11 protein-coding genes and 1 pseudogene are annotated in these 17,022 nt (G+C 59.0%); 4 read left to right on the top strand and 8 right to left on the bottom strand.

The features are described 5' to 3' along the window. Window positions 1-223, top strand: a pseudogene (locus H0921_RS15110) (hypothetical protein); the annotation flags it as partial. A gap of 183 nt (window positions 224-406) precedes the next feature. Then, entirely contained in the window at window positions 407-631 is a 225-nt protein-coding gene (locus tag H0921_RS15105) for a hypothetical protein (RefSeq protein ID WP_194539349.1), read from the top strand. A 304-nt stretch (window positions 632-935) separates the two neighbouring features. On the opposite strand, the gene H0921_RS15100 is transcribed toward H0921_RS15105, so the two are convergent. From H0921_RS15100 to H0921_RS15070, 7 genes are all read right to left on the bottom strand, one after another. Further along, on the bottom strand, window positions 936-2,339 hold the full coding sequence (locus H0921_RS15100; protein ID WP_194539348.1) for a CehA/McbA family metallohydrolase domain-containing protein: 1,404 nt from the start codon (window positions 2,337-2,339) through the stop codon (window positions 936-938). A 122-nt stretch (window positions 2,340-2,461) separates the two neighbouring features. Further along, a complete protein-coding gene (locus tag H0921_RS15095) occupies window positions 2,462-3,319 on the bottom strand; it encodes a sugar phosphate isomerase/epimerase family protein (protein WP_194539347.1) in 858 nt (285 codons plus the stop codon). A 213-nt stretch (window positions 3,320-3,532) separates the two neighbouring features. Next, window positions 3,533-5,896, bottom strand: a complete 2,364-nt coding sequence (locus tag H0921_RS15090; protein WP_194539346.1) for an ATP-dependent helicase — start codon at window positions 5,894-5,896, stop codon at window positions 3,533-3,535. 191 nt (window positions 5,897-6,087) lie between these two features. After that, complete coding sequence (locus H0921_RS15085) at window positions 6,088-9,558, bottom strand: efflux RND transporter permease subunit (protein ID WP_194539345.1); 3,471 nt, start codon at window positions 9,556-9,558, stop codon at window positions 6,088-6,090. Continuing rightward, window positions 9,555-10,598, bottom strand: coding sequence for an efflux RND transporter periplasmic adaptor subunit (locus H0921_RS15080; RefSeq protein WP_194539344.1), 1,044 nt, complete (start codon window positions 10,596-10,598; stop codon window positions 9,555-9,557). Before H0921_RS15080 ends, H0921_RS15085 begins: the two co-directional genes overlap by 4 nt. Before the next feature lie 345 nt (window positions 10,599-10,943). Further along, window positions 10,944-11,219: an anti-sigma factor family protein gene (locus H0921_RS15075; RefSeq protein WP_194539343.1), complete on the bottom strand. Its 276-nt coding sequence runs from the start codon at window positions 11,217-11,219 to the stop codon at window positions 10,944-10,946. 68 nt (window positions 11,220-11,287) lie between these two features. Next, entirely contained in the window at window positions 11,288-12,103 is an 816-nt protein-coding gene (locus tag H0921_RS15070; protein WP_194539342.1) for an RNA polymerase sigma factor, read from the bottom strand. Between the two features lie 158 nt (window positions 12,104-12,261). Between H0921_RS15070 and nadD the strand changes: the two genes are divergently transcribed. Both nadD and H0921_RS15060 read left to right on the top strand, forming a co-directional pair. Further along, on the top strand, window positions 12,262-12,918 hold the full coding sequence (nadD, locus tag H0921_RS15065) for a nicotinate (nicotinamide) nucleotide adenylyltransferase (RefSeq protein ID WP_194539341.1): 657 nt from the start codon (window positions 12,262-12,264) through the stop codon (window positions 12,916-12,918). A gap of 208 nt (window positions 12,919-13,126) precedes the next feature. After that, a complete protein-coding gene (locus tag H0921_RS15060; protein ID WP_194539340.1) occupies window positions 13,127-16,282 on the top strand; it encodes a WD40 repeat domain-containing protein in 3,156 nt (1,051 codons plus the stop codon). A gap of 23 nt (window positions 16,283-16,305) precedes the next feature. Here H0921_RS15060 and deoC read toward each other — a convergent pair whose 3' ends face one another. Further along, window positions 16,306-16,998, bottom strand: a complete 693-nt coding sequence (deoC, locus tag H0921_RS15055; RefSeq protein ID WP_194539339.1) for a deoxyribose-phosphate aldolase — start codon at window positions 16,996-16,998, stop codon at window positions 16,306-16,308. Window positions 16,999-17,022 lie beyond the last annotated feature (24 nt).

Genomic DNA, 17,022 nt, shown 5'->3' with positions numbered 1-17,022 from the left:
CGAGCGGCGTGAGATGATTCGTTATCCGGAGTTTGTGGCGAAGGGTTGGCAGTTGGGGAGCGGTCCGACGGAGTCGTGCTGCAAGGCGCTGACGGCTCGGCTCAAGGGGCGTGGTCGGCGTTGGGATGCCCGGAACGCCGAGGCCGTGATGGCCTTGGAGGCTCTCAAGCAATCGGGTCAGTGGCAGGCCTACTGGCTAATTCAAGCCAAAATCCCAGCTTAGCGCCGCCAGAATTTCTGGTCAGACCCGGTAAACGAACGGTGAGAAAAGATGGTTGCAAGAGGTCAGAGCGAAGCATTATAATGAGCGAGTATTCCGTTGGGCATCACATAAGGCACAGCTCGAACCTTTGGCCAGCGGACATATCAAGGGACCAGGGGTGGAGCTAAACGGTAAGGAGAGGTTATGTTCGCACGCATTTTGTCGGTGGTGTGCGGTCTCGGCGGACTGTCATTTCTCGGCGCCGCAGCCTACGAGGTCTATGACCAGTCAATACCGCGCGAGTTTACAGTGCCGGTGACGGAGATGGAGTTCCCGGAGTTCCCGGCGGGCGGTACCTGTGCGGTCACTTTCATCTTGCACAATCCGCATCGCGAACCGGTGCAGGTGGTGGGATTGCCGGGCTGCTGAAACCGCAATTGTCGCTTCGGTCCGAAGCGCGAGGCCCCCTTTGAGATTCCTGGTCGCACCACAGAAGAGCTGGAGTGTATAGTGGATGTCTCCCGCCCCGGCCCGTTTGAAGGGCAACTGCACATGTATGTCTCCGAGAAAGGCCGCCTGCGATCTTTCACCTTCCAGATTAAGGGTCAGGCCCAAGGTGCCACCCCGGCAGAATCCGGCGGGAAGTGAGCAGGGTTCTACTTTCTGATGCGGAGCCGGTAGCGTCACCGCCATCTGCCTTCGAGGTGCGGATCACAGCACCGAAATTGTATGACTAACCTGTCGGAGTCGGCGAGGTGAAGGATGGCGGTTGCTCCAGGCGCGCCAGGGCGGCGGCGACCCGGTCCAGCAAAGCCTGCCGTCGCTGAGGCTGGCTGAACCGACCGTGGGAGACGATCCATTCGCGGGTCCGTTCAATCAGCGGGCGGAGGTAGGCAGCCGCTGACTCCCGGCGGGAAAACTCGGCGCGCAACGGAATCGGAGCGGTGTGTCCCACGCGATGACCGCCTAAGCGGGCCGCCACCCAACTGGCAGCCGGCACTGCTGCCGTCGCCTGACCTGCCCCCCGCGCAATGACCTCACCATCTGCCACGAGTTCGACCACCGCATGTTCTTCCCGTGGTTCCGTCCAGGCGCAAATCCGATCTCCGTCTTGCTGCAACCGCAAGAGCGGTCCATCGCTGACGCAACACTGTCGCGTCTTGATCGCTGCCACCCAGTCCCCATCCGGTGCATAAGCATAGGTGCGGACCTGCCCCAGCACCTGGCGATTTGACTCCTTGGCGGATGTTCCAATCAGGGGCAGTAACACACCGGCGTTCCAGAGGTGATAGACCCACGGCATGAGGGGTGTGTGCCGCGGCTGAGCGCTCACCTCAATGGCATCCAATTGTCCCAGCAACGCAGACAGGAGGGCATCTCCACCGCGCAGTCCAGCCAGGGTCGTCGCCTCAAAGGCATCGACCCAGACGGTTAGTCCCCCCTTACGGTGGCACTGATCGCACCAGTCTCCCAGGCTCCAGTCATCTCCGGCATCCTCCCCGAACACTAGCGGGAAGATGGGACGGTGGGCGTGGAGCAACGCCAAGCGCCCCAACACCGGATGTTCATTGAGGGTGTTGACATAGACCTGGCTTTGAGGACGGCTCAGCAGCGGATGCTGGCCGCTGAAGGCCGCCAAATGAGGAATGATGTCATAGGTATGGCCATCCTGGCTGAGAAAGGATATGCGGCGAGCCAACAGTTGCACAACATCCAATCCCTCGGCAGCAGCCTCTAACAAAGCCAGATGCGGCGTTATGTCGTGACAACGCAAGTCCAGAGCCATCCAGCCGGCAGAACGATGATTCCAGCGGCGATGGAGAACCAGCCGCAAAGTGAGCTGGCCGGTACCCAGGGTCAGCATCTCATCCCGCGGTTGGTAGTCCGGTCCCGCCGCCACTTGTAGCCGCAGCGGTTCTCCTCCCGGCAAGGGGATTTCGCAGCTCCCATCGATGTAGTACCAGCGCTCGTGCCCCACACGAACCCGGCCTCCGACATCCTCATGGCGCTGCGTCGGGAAATCCGCATAGTACCCCAGCGGCACGCATTCCCGGCCATCTGTCCGCACAAGGCGCAGCCGCACCGGTAGAGCTTCGCCGGTATCGGCCGCCGTCACCCGCACATGGACCGTCGGCATGATCCCCTTCTCGCCTGTGAAGTTCCGACTTCCAGAGAGCGATTCGGCCCCGTCCTGTACAAACTTTTGCTGGATTTTACGCCTAATCCAAACACTGCGGGCCATAGTTCGATGGCAGGAGATCAACCCTCCTGTCCGCCGCACCGCTGGAGAAGAAGGCGGAAGGCTTCAACGGCACAGGGGAAGAGGTCCGGTCCGGTAATGCCTCCCGTGGGCCCGCCGCCGCGCAGATGCGGCTCGAGAACTGCATACCCATGATAGTTCCGTACCACTGCATCCCGAATGCTATGAGCTATGCAGCCATCGCCATGCCCGGCTAGGACCCCGTAATGATGACCCGCCGCGTGGCCCCCCTTCTTCCAATCTTTGATATGCAGGTGCGCTGTGTAGGCTTTCGTCTTCTCCCACCCTTCCACCGGATCGTAGTTGCAGTAGGCGTAGTTGGCCGCATCATACGCCGCCCGCAACGCCGGGCTGTTGACACTCTGGAGCACGTCCAGCACGCGATCGGGTGAATCGCCATAGATGCGGTGTTCATTCTCGTGGAACAGCACCACACCCGCTTGGGCCGCCCGCTCGGCCTTCACCTGCATGCGCCGGATCACCTCCTGCCGATATTCCGGCCAGCGGTTCGGGTCGAATTGGGGATCATTCCCTGGCGGATAGTAACTGAAAATGCGGATATTCCGCGTGCCCATCATCTGGCACAATTCGATGGCCCGCTCAAACTTCCGCAGATGTTCCTCGAAGGGTGCATCGATGGGTACCTTGCCGATGGGCGAACCGATGGCCGACACCCCAATCCCCGCATCTTCGAGCATCTTCTTGAATTCGCGGACTTGCGCATCGCTCAAGGCCAGACAATTGGTCCCGTAAACTGAGCGGAACTCCACATAACGGATGCGGCATTTCTGCAACACAGCGATCTGTTCCCGCGGATCCGCCGAGATTTCATCCGCAAAAGCGCTGAGTACAAACATGGCTGGGATTCTCCAAAGTGTCCGGCCCTGGTTCGACGCCAGCACCATCAAGGGGCTGCTGGCAGGGTTACGGGTGTGGCTCTCCGGGGAGACGTTATAGCCGCCGAAAAGGAAGTGTGCAGTCCCGGAAGGTAAGGGGGCAATCCCGGAAAACAAAGTGCCGCGTCACCGAAGGAACAGTATCCCAGCAAGACCGAAGGTCTCGCCTGGGCGTCAGCTACCGGAACGGCGATTGAGGATGCGGAAGGGAGCCTGAGCTACCAGTAACGTCTTTTCCCCGTGGGCGGGAAAACGTACCTTCATCCGTTGCTGGGCTCCAAAGCCACTGACTGCCACGACCTGACCGATGCCGAACTGTTCGTGCTGGATGACGATTCCGGGAGCCAACCCTTCCACGGCCTCTCCATTAGCAGCGGATCTGTGAAGAGGCGGTAAAATGGACTTGCCTCCTCGGCGGCTTCCGGACAGATCGGAAGCAGAAGACGACGGCAGGGAAGGCACAGGAGGCAACGAGGGCGGCGGAGCATACACGATCGGCCGATCGCCTGGCCGGGTTGAGTTCGAATCGGTGCTGGTCAGATCGTGCCACTCCACTTGATCCCGAGGCAACTCATCCAGGAAACCGGAGGGGATAGCGCAGCGGATCACGCCCCGGTATTCTCGCAAATGGGCATGGCACAAGTGCAATTCCCGCATGGCCCGCGTCATCCCGACAAAGCAGAGGCGGCGTTCCTCCTCCAGTTCCGCCTCATCGCGCAAGGCGCGTTCATGCGGAAGCAAGCCTTCTTCCACAGCCAGAATGTACACCACGGGAAACTCCAAGCCTTTCGAGGCGTGCAAGGTCATGACGGAAACGCGGTCCGCCTCATGGTCCCAGCCATCTACATCCGAAGCCAGAGCGACCTGTTCCAGAAAACCAGTCAGGCCGGCTTGAGGATTCAATTCGTGGAATTGGCGAGCTGCGGTCACCAGTTCCTGGACGTTGGCCAGCCGCTCCTGATCGTCCGGATCCTCGGAAGACTGCAACATTTGTTCATAACCGCTGCGTTGAAGAACGAGATCGATCAATTCATGGGGCGGCAGGTCCAAACGGGTCCGCAATTCTGTGATGAGGCGGTGGAATTGGGTCAAGGCACGGGCCGAAGCTGCCTTGATGGTGGTACAACGGCCTGCCTCAGCGGCGGCTGCCAACAGAGAACAACCCCGCTCCGCCGCTAGGTTCCGCAAACGCTCGATCGTAGTTTCGCCAATCCCCCGCGCCGGCACGTTGACCACCCGTTCAAAAGCGACATCATCCTGAGGATTGACGAGCAGACGTAGGTAGGCAAGCACATCCTTATTTTCCTTGCGCTCGTAGAAGGCAAACCCTTTGACGATCTGGAATGGGACCCCGTGACGGACGAAGGCGCTTTCCAGCACCCGCGTCAGCGCGTTGATCCGTACAAAGATGGCGTGATCGCGGTAGCGGAAGCGTCCTGCCTGCACCGTTTCCTTGATCCGCCGCACGACCTGGTCCGCCTCGTCTAGACCATCTCGGAACGTCCAAACTCGTACCGGCACCCCCCAAGCATTCTCGGTCCGCAACTCCTTCTTCTTCCGTTGCTTGTTGTGTGCAATCAGACGATTGGCCGCACTGACAATCGCTCCCGTGCTCCGATAATTCCGCGGCAGATGGATCACCCGGGCATCCGGAAAATCCCGCTCAAAATCCAAAATGTTGCGAATATCCGAGCCGCGCCAGCGATAGATGCTTTGATCCGGATCGCCCACCACACACAGATTGCGGTGATCCTGGGACAAGCGCCGCACGATCTCGTATTGCGCCAGATTCGTGTCCTGATATTCATCGATCAGAATGAAGCGATAGCGATCGTCCAGGTGGCTGCGGATCTGTTCGTGCTCGCGCAACAACAGGGCCGGTAGATAGAGCAGATCATCGAAGTCCACCGCTTGGACTTGTCGAAGGCGGCGCTCATAGAGCGGGTAGACTTCCGCGACGACCTGAGCGAAATGATCCACAGCCGATCGGGCGTAGTCAGCCGGTGAGCGCAACTGATTCTTGGCTTTGCTGATGGCGGACGCTATCCCCTCGGGCCGATACCGGTAATTATCCAGTCTTGCCGCTTCCATCGTCGCCCTGAGAAAGGCATTCCGATCATCGACATCGTAGATGGTGAAGGACCGGGACAAACTCAAACGATCTCCGAACTGCCGGAGCAGATGGACTCCGAAAGCATGGAAGGTGCCGATCCAGACGCGATGGCCAGGAATCAGCCGCTCGACCCGCTGGCGCATTTCCTGAGCTGCTTTGTTAGTGAAAGTAATGGCCAGGATTCGCTCGGCGGGAATACCCATAGCCAGCAGCCAAGCAATGCGGCGGGTAATCACCCGTGTCTTGCCGCTACCGGCTCCCGCCAGCACTAAGAGCGGTCCTTCCCCGTGCGTGACAGCGCGCTGCTGTTCCTCATTGAGGTCCGCTAGCAATGCTTCGGGGGCCGGCAATCGACCCTGCCGCCCTCTCTCTTCCTGTTCCCCATTCCCCTCTGCTTGTCCCGCGTGCCCTCGGTTGGTTTCCATGCGATTTGACCTCAAACTTGACCTCATGTCCGGAAATCGTTGTACCTTATCCCGTCCCCTAGGACGGGAAGCTTTGACCCGCCTTACGCCCCCTTCCGCACGCCTTGCTCCAAGGGCGAGGAGTCCTGAATCATCCCTCTGCTGAAGGGTTAACGGATGGAGGGATTTTGCTCCATTGTACCATAGTTGCCTCATCCTGCTATGTGAGATGTTTTGTTCCGGCGACCGAAGACCAAGGCATAGGTAATGGGCACGACAAACAACGTGAACACTGTCGAAGCCAACAAACCAAATATGATGGACCAGCCCAAACCCGAGAAGATCGGATCGATTGTGATGGGCAAACTTGCCAGCATTGCTGCTCCTGCCGTGAGGAAGATCGGACGTAAGCGGATGGCACAACTTTCAATCACCGCAGCTTCGAGCGGCCGCCCGCGACGGATGGCTTGTTCGATGAAATCGACGAGGATTGTCGAGTTCCGGGTGACAATTCCGGCCAAGGCGATCATTCCAATCATGGCAGTAGCAGTGAAATAGACCGGATCTGCGTAGCCGCCCACCGTATCCCCAATTACGAGAGTGAGGAGATAAAAACCCGGCAGCACACCAATAGCAGTGAGCGGGATCGCCAACATGATGATCACCGGTAAGAGGAACGACTGGGTCTGTGCTACGAGGATGACGTAAATCATGGCCATCGCCGCGGCAAACGCGAGTCCCAAATCTCGAAAGACATCGAGGGTAATATCCCATTCTCCCTCACCGGCAAAGTTGACTCGAATGCCTTCAGGCACACTCCAGAGAATCCCTCCGCCGTTGCGATAGAACGTCCGTTGAGTGAGCGAACGGGGCGAGGCGTTACTGAGGCAACCAGCGCCAACTTTGGAGACGGCCGGCTCGGTGAGCAACTCCTCTTGGGGCCGCTGATCCATCTGCACATCCAGGATGCATTCCGCGGGGGTGCGGCCGGCTGTCTCCGCCCACACGTACACGATGCGTTCCAGGTTCTTATGATAGATTGTTTGGCCGACTCGCCCGCGTTCCCAGCGGCCCAGTTCCGCCAGGGGAACCATGTGACCTGCGACAGTGGAAACCAACAATCGACCTAATTCCGCAGGGTTGGAACGGTCCGAACGGGGCAATTGAACGAGAATACGCAAGGGTTGCCGTTCTTGGGGCTGATGGATGACCTGATCATCCGCGCCGCGCAATCCCAGGCGGAGTGTGTCTGCGATCTGGGCAATGCTAACTCCATGCAAGGCGGCCTTTTCTTGATCCGGAATAAATAGCCACTTATCCACGGGCGCTTCCCAAGTCCCATCCACATCGACTAAACCTGGTTCGACTGCAAGGCGAGCGGCCACAGTTCGTGCGGCCTCCAACAACGTTTCGTAAGAGTGATCCGCACGGCCCGTAATTTCCGCCACCACACTGGCCAGCACAGGAGGTCCTGGCGGCGTCTCTACCAGTTTGAGCCGCGCACCGTGCTGCCGGGCCAAGGAGGTCAATCTCTCCCGCAAGCGCAAGCCGATCCCGTGGCTTTGCTGGTGCCGGTATTTCTTGGGAACCAACTCGATCCAGATGTCCGCCTGATGCGAACCGCGGCGTAAATAGTAGTGCCGAACCAAGCCGTTGAAATCGATCGGACCAGGAACGCCAACATAGCTGGTGATGTGCACCACTTCCGGCACCGTTTGCAGCAAGCGCTCAAATTCACGAACCACAGCATCAGTCCGTTCCAACGTCGTCCCTTCGTCCAGGTCCAGCATCAGATGCAACTCATTCTTGTTGTCATAGGGGAGCATTTTCAGGGGAATTGCACGGGTCAGGGCAAGTAGGGATGCCGCCGCCATCAATAAACCCATCAGGGCCAGAAACAGCCAACTGCGACGGCGCACTGCCAGCAAAGGAGCCATTAGCCTATGAAAACCCCGGTACAAGCGAGACCGGCGTAACACTTCTGGATCGTGGATATCATCTGTTGAGATGGAGGGTTCCGGCGCGGAGGCAGAAGTACCGCTGGGTGTACTCCGGACCGAGCCGCGGAGCAAATAATAGCTTAGCCAAGGGGTAATGGTAAAAGCGACCACCATCGACATTAGCATGGAGACAGGTACGTTCAGGGCCATAGGGGCCATATATGGACCCATCATGCCAGTGATGAAAAACAGGGGCAGGAAACTGACAATGACGGCCAGAGTCGCACTGATCAGCGGCGGACGGATTTCTGCCACAGCCTGCAGCACGATCTCATGTGAGGCCCGGCGGCGCAACTCAAAGTGACGGGCAATGTTTTCCACATCAACGATGGGGTCATCCACCAACAATCCCAAGGCAACAATCAGGGCAAAAAGCGTCACCCGATTGATGGAGTAGCCGAAGAGAAGGTTGACGGCTAAGGTCAAGCCGAAGACGACGGGTACAGCCGTGGCTACCACCAGAGCCGGCCGCCAACCCAAGGTCAGCGTGAGCAAGGCTAGGACGATTAGAACGGCAACCCCTAAAGCTTCGATCAATTCGTTGACCTTGTCATCCGCCGTTAGGCCATAGTTGCGCGTGACAACTACGCTGATATCATCGGGAATGACGCCTTGCCGATGGAGGTTGCGGGTCTGCTCCAGAACAGCGTGGGCCAAGGTCACCGAGTTAACGCCTTTCTTCTTGGCGATAGCAATCGTGACAGCAGGAACGGGTTCTTGAGACCCTTGCCCGTCGTAGGGGCCAGAGGCGCGCGGCGTCAAAAGCGTGCCTGGAGCCTGAGGATGCGGGGCAAAGTCACGAGCTGGACCCCAACCGAAGCGCACATAATTATCCACCTCGGCGGGACCATCCAGTACTGTGACCACATCGCGGAGAAACACAGGCCGGCCCTCGTTCACACCTACCACTAAAGCTGGAAGGTCCACTGACTGTCGGAGGGCATGCTGCACCTCTACCGCGATGACACGGTCCTGACGCTGGTACTGGCCTACCGTCATCTGGATATTCGCTGCACGAATGGCTTGCTCGACCTGTAATGCACTGACACGATAGGCTGCCAAACGATCCAAGTCCAATTCCACCCGCACTATGCGCGGTCGGCCTCCTATGACATAGGCGCGCGACGCATCTGGTATCACCGCTAAACGTTGGGCTACTTCCTCAGCGACACGCCGGAGGGTAAAACTCTCTGCCCCTGTTAAGGTCAAAGTCACTATCGGTACGTCATCGATTTCCACCGGCTTAATTACCCATCCTTGTACGCCTGGCGGAATCACATCCAAATTCTCATTGATCTTTTTGAACAACTTGACCAAGCTGCGTTCCCGATCCTCACCCACGTAAAATCGAACGGTGACAATCGCCCGATCGTCTTGTGACATGCTGTAGACATACTCAACCCCATCAATCTGATACAGTAGTTTTTCCAGGGGAGTGGACACCAACTGTTCCACTTCTTCAGCAGTATGACCAGGGAAGCTGATATACACATCCGCCAGTGGAACCACAATTTGCGGGTCTTCCTCCCGTGGAGTGACTAACAGGGCTACCATTCCCACTAGCAGGGAAAACAGGATCAGCAGTAGCGAGAGTTTCGATTCCAGGAACAGCCGGACTATCCGTGACAGCCAATCGTGTCCGGGCGAGTTCGAGGGGGAGGTATCTACCGGGGGCGCAGTCATGAGGAGATTTCCTTCTGGGAATCAGGCAGCACAACCTGTTCTCCCTCTCGCAAGCCGGAAAGCACTTCATAGCCTTCCGGCAACTGCCGTCCGAGGAGCACACTCCGCCGAACAACACGGCCAGCGCTGAGCACTTCCACCATGGTCAGTTGACCGATGTGCCGTACGGCTGCAGGAGGTATTACTAACACCTCTTCATCTTCCAGAGGGAGGAATATGCGTCCGAACATGCCACTGTAAACTCCCGGCGGACAGGGACCAACTACTTTAACCGTGAAGGAACGGCTGGCAGTCTGGGCCTCTGGAACGATCTCGCTGACTGTCGCCTCGCATTCATAGTCCAGGGATTCCAGGCGCCCCCGGATCTTCTGCCCGACGCGAAGCCGCTGGGCTAGGGATTCCCGGACTGTCACCACCAGTTGCATTCGGGCAGGATTATACACGGTGAGCACTACCTGACCTGGCGTCACAGTGTCACCGACCTCAACCCGCTTGTCGGTGACAATTCCATCGATAGGAGAGCGGATGATCGTGTATTCCAGCAGCACCTCGGCTTCGCGCAACAATTGCTGGAGGCGTTCCCGCTCCGCTTGCGCCGCTCGCCAAGCGGCTTCGGCTTTATCGAACTCAGATCGGGCAATCGAATTGCTGCGCAAAAGCTGAGCGGCACGCTCATAGTCGGCTTGAGTCTGTTGAAGCAGGGAGTGAGCACTTTGCAAGGCTGCCTCCGCCTGTTTTTTTCGTGCCTGAAGGTCGGCATCGTCCAAACGAACCAGCACCTCTCCCTTCTGCACCGCTTGACCTGCCCGAACACGCACCTCGACTACTTTGGCCAGTAGCTTGGATGCTACCGCGGCCTCATGGACCGGACGGACCGTACCCACGGCGGATTCCCAGCGCGGACGACGGACCACCCGCACCGTTGCGATCCGCTCCCCTGGGATCGCCTGACCATCATTTTTTCCCTCCTCTGTCTCCCCGTCACCGGGAGGCACTGCCACCTTGGGGTGGAAAAAACCGGCCAATATCAACAGCAGCATAGCCAGAGCGCTGGTCGTTCCGACAACACCAAACCACCACAATACAGTGCGTAGCCAATTCCGCTGTTTCCCTCGTTCTTCCGCACGACGATGCGTTACCACTTCCCCCGATGAGGTGTCCCCGGAGGAAGAAACAACACTCGTCACTGACTCGGAAGGCCCAGATGAGGAGAGGGACAGCATAACCCTTGACCCCCTGACGGTTTTGAAGCATTTCCCGTTGGTCTTGAAAGATTTCCCGCTATGTGAGGAACACAAGATTCATGTCTTATTTTTCAGATACAACGCCTCGGAACGGTTGGGGCAAGCAATCCGTGTGGTGGCATTAGTATCCTTATGGACCGGTCAGCGCCTTGGCGTGCCAGCAGGCGCACTTGCGGGGAATTTGGCCTGCCATCGGGCTTGTAACAATTGCTGCAAGCGGGTGGCAAACTCCGGCGGTAAAGGGTACGGCTCGCCCGCCCGATACAACTGGATCGTTCCCCGGATTGTATCCACCACCACCTGGCACGGATGGCATCCCTTGAGATGTTCCGCAAACTGCTGGCATTCCAACTGGGACAAGTCCAGCGTACCATCCACATATTCATTCAGGGCTTGAAGCAATTCCTCGCAGGTCATGGGAAGCGAATCCTCAAGCATTTGTTGGGATGGATGCTCACTATCAGGATTCCGTTACAAACCGTCGGTCAGTCTGGGAACACCCTCCGAGCCTGATCTGTCGGCGTCCGCTCATCCGGCGATGGGGGCAACGAGGCTGTTGGAGGCGGCAGTTGCTCCGCATGGTGGCTGTGATCCGGGAACACACGCGTCGAGGGATCCGCCAAGGAGGCAGTCAGTCGCTCCCGCAGTTGCAAGCGGGCACGCAGCAGGCGAACCTTGACATTGCTCTCGCTGATGCCCAGAATCTCCGCCGTCTCGCGTACGCTCAAGCCTTCGATGTCCCGGAGCACGAATACCACGCGGTATTTGTCATCCAGTTCGCTGAGAGCTTGGTCGATAAGCTGGCGGACTTCGCGATCCTGGACCAAGCGCTGCGGGTCATCTCGCCAGCGCGCGATGTATTCTGGATGGGGCAACGGCGCACGATCCTCCTCTTCGTTCACCAATGTATCTAAAGAGACTGCCGGACGGGAACGCTTCCGCCGCAGCCATTGCAGGGCATGATTGGTCGCAATCCGCAAAACCCATGTCCGGACTGAGGACTCGCCGCGGAACTGTTCCAGATGCTCGATGACGCTCAAGAAGGTCTGCTGGGTCACATCCTCGGCATCCTGCCGCTGGCCCAAAATGCGATAGGCCAAGGTGAAGACGTGATCCTGCCAGCGCTGAATCAATTGCTGAAAGGCGGCGAAATCACCCTGTTGGGCCTGCCGGAACAGCGCTAGCTCTTGTTCGGCTTCATCCGAGGGTTCAGCGGTTCCAGATTTCCGCTCATCAGGATCACCGGAATGCATGGGGGTATCTGTTCCATCTCCTGGAAGTTTTTGAGATCCCAGTATCATTTCCTCCCCCCGCCCTTGGCCCGAACAGGCTTTTCGTGTTGGGAACAGCTCAGCGATGAGGGCATGCTCCACCCGCAAAAGGAGGCGTTGTTGATATACTAAAAATCCAGCGGGCCGAAGGAGGGATCCCATCCCCCCGTCATGCAGTCTGTTTGATCATGCGCATCGGACTATTCGGCGGAACGTTCGATCCTGTGCATATGGGTCATCTGATCCTGGCGGAGCAAAGCCGGGACCAGGGGCGGTTGGATGAAGTTTGGTTTGTACCCAGCGCCCATCCGCCGCACAAACGGGAGCAACCGTTGACCCGTTTTGAACAACGATGCGATATGCTGGAGTTAGCCACCGCCGGGCATCCGCACTTCCGGATCGAACGGATTGAGAAGGAACTTCCGCCCCCTGGCTATACGGTGCAAACATTGACCCACTTGCGACAGCGCCACCCGGATCACGAATTTTTTTTGATACTCGGAGCGGACAGCCTGGCGGACTTGCCAGGGTGGTACCAGCCTCAGCAGATTGTGAGCCAGGCGGGTTTACTTGTCGCTCCCCGTCCAGGGGTCATGTTGTGGACTGCCGAACGCTTGGCCGAAGCCATAGCGGTAAACGCCGGTCAGGTGCGGCTGCATTACATTGCCTGTCCGTTGATCGAGATTGCCAGCCGGGAATTGCGCCGCTCCGTGGCCCAAGGCTGGAGCATCCGTTACTTGGTACCGCGAGCGGTGGAGGAGTATATTCGCGAACGTGGTCTGTACCGTCCGAAAGCGTCCGGGTCCGGTCCGGCTTCCGCGACATACGAACTGACTCTCCTGTAGCGAAAGCAGTAAGCCGCCAGCGACCCGATTCGATGTTGGATGAGCAGGGCCGCACACTTCCTCCTGTGGGCGTACCGGTGTATTGGCGCGATAGGCTTTCGGAGGGGGATGCCCAAGAAACTGTTGTCCCCGGCGATCTGATTCGTCAGCACCTATGTCCCCCTTGCAGATATTGGGACGGAAAGGTTGAGCCAGGCAGGGAGCTATCATGAGCGGAACATTCCAGTCGAGACGAAAAGGGATTGTAGTAGGGACGGTTCTGGTCCTAGCAGCAGGGCTAGCATACCGGGCGCCTGCCCCCAGCCAGGAACCGACGGCTACTACCCCGCCGGTGCAACAGTGGCAAAGCCAGTATCAGCGGGAGCGTGAGGAAGCCCGGCAACAGGGATGGGGTGAGGCGGCATTGCAGGCGGCGGAGGAATGGGCAGAACGTGCTCAAGCGGCGATGCAAGCAGGCCGTACTGATCTGGCCATCCGCTATTGGCGTGAGGCCCGCTGGCGCCTGCCCTACATGCCACCTGATATGCCTCCCCACGTCCGTCGGGTATTACTTCAGTCCCGTTTGCGGCACGGTGACCGGATCAATAGCCTGGTCTTCAGCCCCGATGGCCGGCGCCTCGTTTCGGCTTCACGCGATGGTACCGTCAAAATCTGGGACTTGGACAATGGCCGAGAGTTGATCTGCTATCGCGGGCATCTTTCGCAGAGCGATGATCCGACACGCAGCGGCAAAGGGATGACGAACGTCCTCCAGGCCAGCGATGCTGCCTTCCACCCGCGCGGCCAGTGGATTGCCTCGGTCAGCGGCAATCAAGTCCACCTCTGGGAGGCAGCGAGTGGCAAACATCTCAAAACCCTGTTGCAATTGAAAACCGATCGGCCTCTCAAATGCTTGGCCTTCCACCCGCAAGGCACGCTCCTCGCAGTGGGGGGAGATGACGGCGTGCTGCGCCTCGTGGACATTACCACCGGTCAGGAAGTCTGGACAGTACCGTCCCGCAATGCCCGCATCGAACGGGTGGCTTGGAACAAGGATGGGTCTTTGATCGCCTTGGGGGACAGCAATGCACAAATTGGAGTGTATGCCCTAGATAATAAACAACTGCTCCTCGGCATGACAGCATTGGAGGGGGGCGAAGTTCTCGGGCTAGCGTGTTCGGTCCAAGATCGGCTGCTCATCGGGGGACGTCAGGGACGGGTTCAGGTGCTGTACTTGCCCCGGCTCAAAGACGCGGGGGCCGACAAGGCAGGCATGCGCGATGGCGAAGATTTCCAAGGCCATGAAGGGGCCGTCTATGCCTTGGCCACGTCTCAGGATGGTAAGTTCCTGGTGACTGGGGGAAGGGATCGAACCGTCCGCCTCTGGGACTTTGCCTCCCGGCAACAACTCCGCTTGTGGCAAGGCCATGCCCAGGCTGTCACCGCAGTGGCAATCAGTCCGGATAGTCGCTGGGCAGCGAGCGGGAGCGAAGACGGGACCATCCGTCTCTGGCCGCTACAGCAAAGCGACGAGCACCGTGCTTTCCAGGATGCGAAAGATTCGCTCTGGGCGGTGGCCTACAGTCCCGATGGCAAGCGCTTAGCCACTGCGGGGGCCGATGGCCGCCTCCGCCTCTACGATTCCGCCGCTGGGAAATTGCTGGCTGATTTTCCCGCCGCGACACTACCCATCACCACGCTGGAGTTCTTCCCCGATTCCCGCCGGGTAGCTCTGGCTGGGGGGGATCGCCATATCGCCATTTGGGACCTCGAACAGCGCAAGCCGGTGCGGACTCTCAGCGGGCACACCTCGGCCATTCTGGCGCTCGCGGTGGCGGCAGACGGCCAGCACTTGTTGAGCGGTGCCGCCGACAAAACCGCACGTTGGTGGAATCTGGAACAGGGCCAAGCTGTGTGGACTTGGAATGGCCGTTCCGCAGTGTGCGCCGTGGCTATCCGTCCAGGTAAAAAAAACCATCTAGCCGTCGGGTTGGCGGATGGGACACTGGTGATCCTCGACGGGGCGAGCACGACCGCAAAAGAGCTATCCCGCCAGCCCAATGCCAATGGGGCCGGTGTCGCGGGCCTAGCTTTCAGCCGGGATGGCCAGCGGCTGGCTTCCGTGGGCGGAGATGGCAGCATTCAGCTCTGGCAGGTGACGGACACGGGAACCGTTCAACCTCTGGCTCGCCTCCACTCCCCCTCCCGGAACAGCTCGGCAACGGCTCCCCTGACCGGAGTGGCCTTCAGTCCGGATGGCCGCCATCTTGCTGCCGTCGGTGCCGACACTTTCGTGCATCTGTGGGACACCGTCACGGGCACGGAGGTCCGCACACTTCAAGGGCACACCGATTGGGTATCCGCCGTGGCTTTCAGTCCGGATGGCCGTTATCTGGCGAGCGTCGGCGTAGAAAAAGACCGAACCTTGCGGATCTTCGAGTTACCCACTCTGCAAGCCGAACAGGAGCAGGTTCACCGCGGTCCGATCTTCTCCCTTGCCTTCAGCCCGGACGGCCAAACTCTGGCCACCGCCGCCTCAGACGGCACCATCAAAGTCTGGAATCTGGCGGATGCTCGTTTGCGAGCCACTCTTCCCACCACGGCGGGAGATAATCCCTATGCCTTGAGCTTCCTCCAAGCGGACACCCTTGCAGTCGGCTTGTCCAACCCTGACGGCAAAGAGGGACGATTGCTGATCTGGAAGCTTGCTGCTCAACCCCAACTGCTCCGCACCATTGAGACCGGCGCTCCCTATCTGATTGTTCCGGACTCGACAGGCCAGCGTTTTGCCGTTTGGCATGCACGTCACCCCAGCGGTGTTGCTTCGCTCCAGTACCACCTGAGCCTCTTCGAAACCGCCACGGGCCGTCAAGTGGGGAGTTTGTCTCCCACTCCCGAACTGCGCGCCCTAGCAATTACGCCGGCCCACTTAGCCATCTTCGGCGATTCACGCGGGCAGGTCCGCTCAGCGTTCCTGGGCGAGAACAAGAATCCGACCGCTCCCTGGTCTCTTTTCTCCGGTCCGATTGCCGACGTGGGAATCACTCCCGATGGCAAGTTTGTCGTGGCCGCGGACGAGAAAGGCACGATCCAAATTGCAGACTTCGCCCAGAGAAAGATGGTGAAGGAGTTCGCAGATAAAACCGAGGGCGTGCGCATGGTACTGGTCAATCCGAGCGGGCGCACCTTTATCACCATCACAGCCAAGGAGCAGGTCAAGCTGTGGGCGTTGGACCCCGCCGCTCCTCCTCAACCGCTGCGCACCTGGAAGTTTTCGAGCAGTATCCGTACAGCTGCTTTCAGCCCGGACGGGGAATCCCTGGCTGTTGCGCTGAACGATGGCACGGTAGCTCTGCTGGAATTGCCAGCGGAACGGAAGAAGTGACTCAGGCCGCCCCGTAGCAGCGGTCATCCGCCACCGAATCGCTCGCGGGCTTCCTCCAGGATTTGGGCGGTCGCTGTTGCACCCACACGAGTGACTCCTATGGCTCGCACCTGAAGGAGCATGTCGAGTGTACGCACTCCCCCAGCGGCTTTCACTTGGACCCACGGCGGGCTGCACTCCCGCATCAAACGTAAATCTTCCAGCGTGGCTCCTCCGCTGCCATACCCAGTGCTCGTTTTGACCCAATCCGCTCGAACCTCGCCGCAAATGCGGCACAATTCCCGTTTGTGCTCATCCTGCAATAACGAATTCTCGAAAATCACCTTGACCTTGGCCCCCTGGCGATGGGCGGTTTCGACCACCGCTGCGATCTCATCCGCCACGTAATTCCAGTCCCGCGATAACACTTTGCCGATGTTGACCACCATGTCCAGTTCCTCGGCGCCGTCAGCTATCGCTGCCTCCGCCTCAAACACTTTGACCCGCGGCGTGTGACTGCCATGCGGAAAACCGACGACCGTGCCTACTGCCACTGGACTACCACTCAAACGACGGACGGCACGCCGCACAGCATACGGTTTGATGCACACCGACGCCACGTTGTAGCGCAAGGCCACTTCCAGACCCGCCTCCAGCTCAGAATCGGTCAGCACCGGTTGCAGCAAGGAATGATCGAACATTTTCGCTAGCTCGGCGAACGTCACGCTGGTGTTCATGCCTTTGCTCTACCTCCTCGGATC

This window comes from Thermogemmata fonticola, from assembly GCF_013694095.1.
GTDB lineage: Bacteria > Planctomycetota > Planctomycetia > Gemmatales > Gemmataceae > Thermogemmata > Thermogemmata fonticola.
The sequence above is the reverse complement of the archived record's forward strand: the minus strand, read 5'-3'. Positions and strand labels throughout refer to the sequence as shown.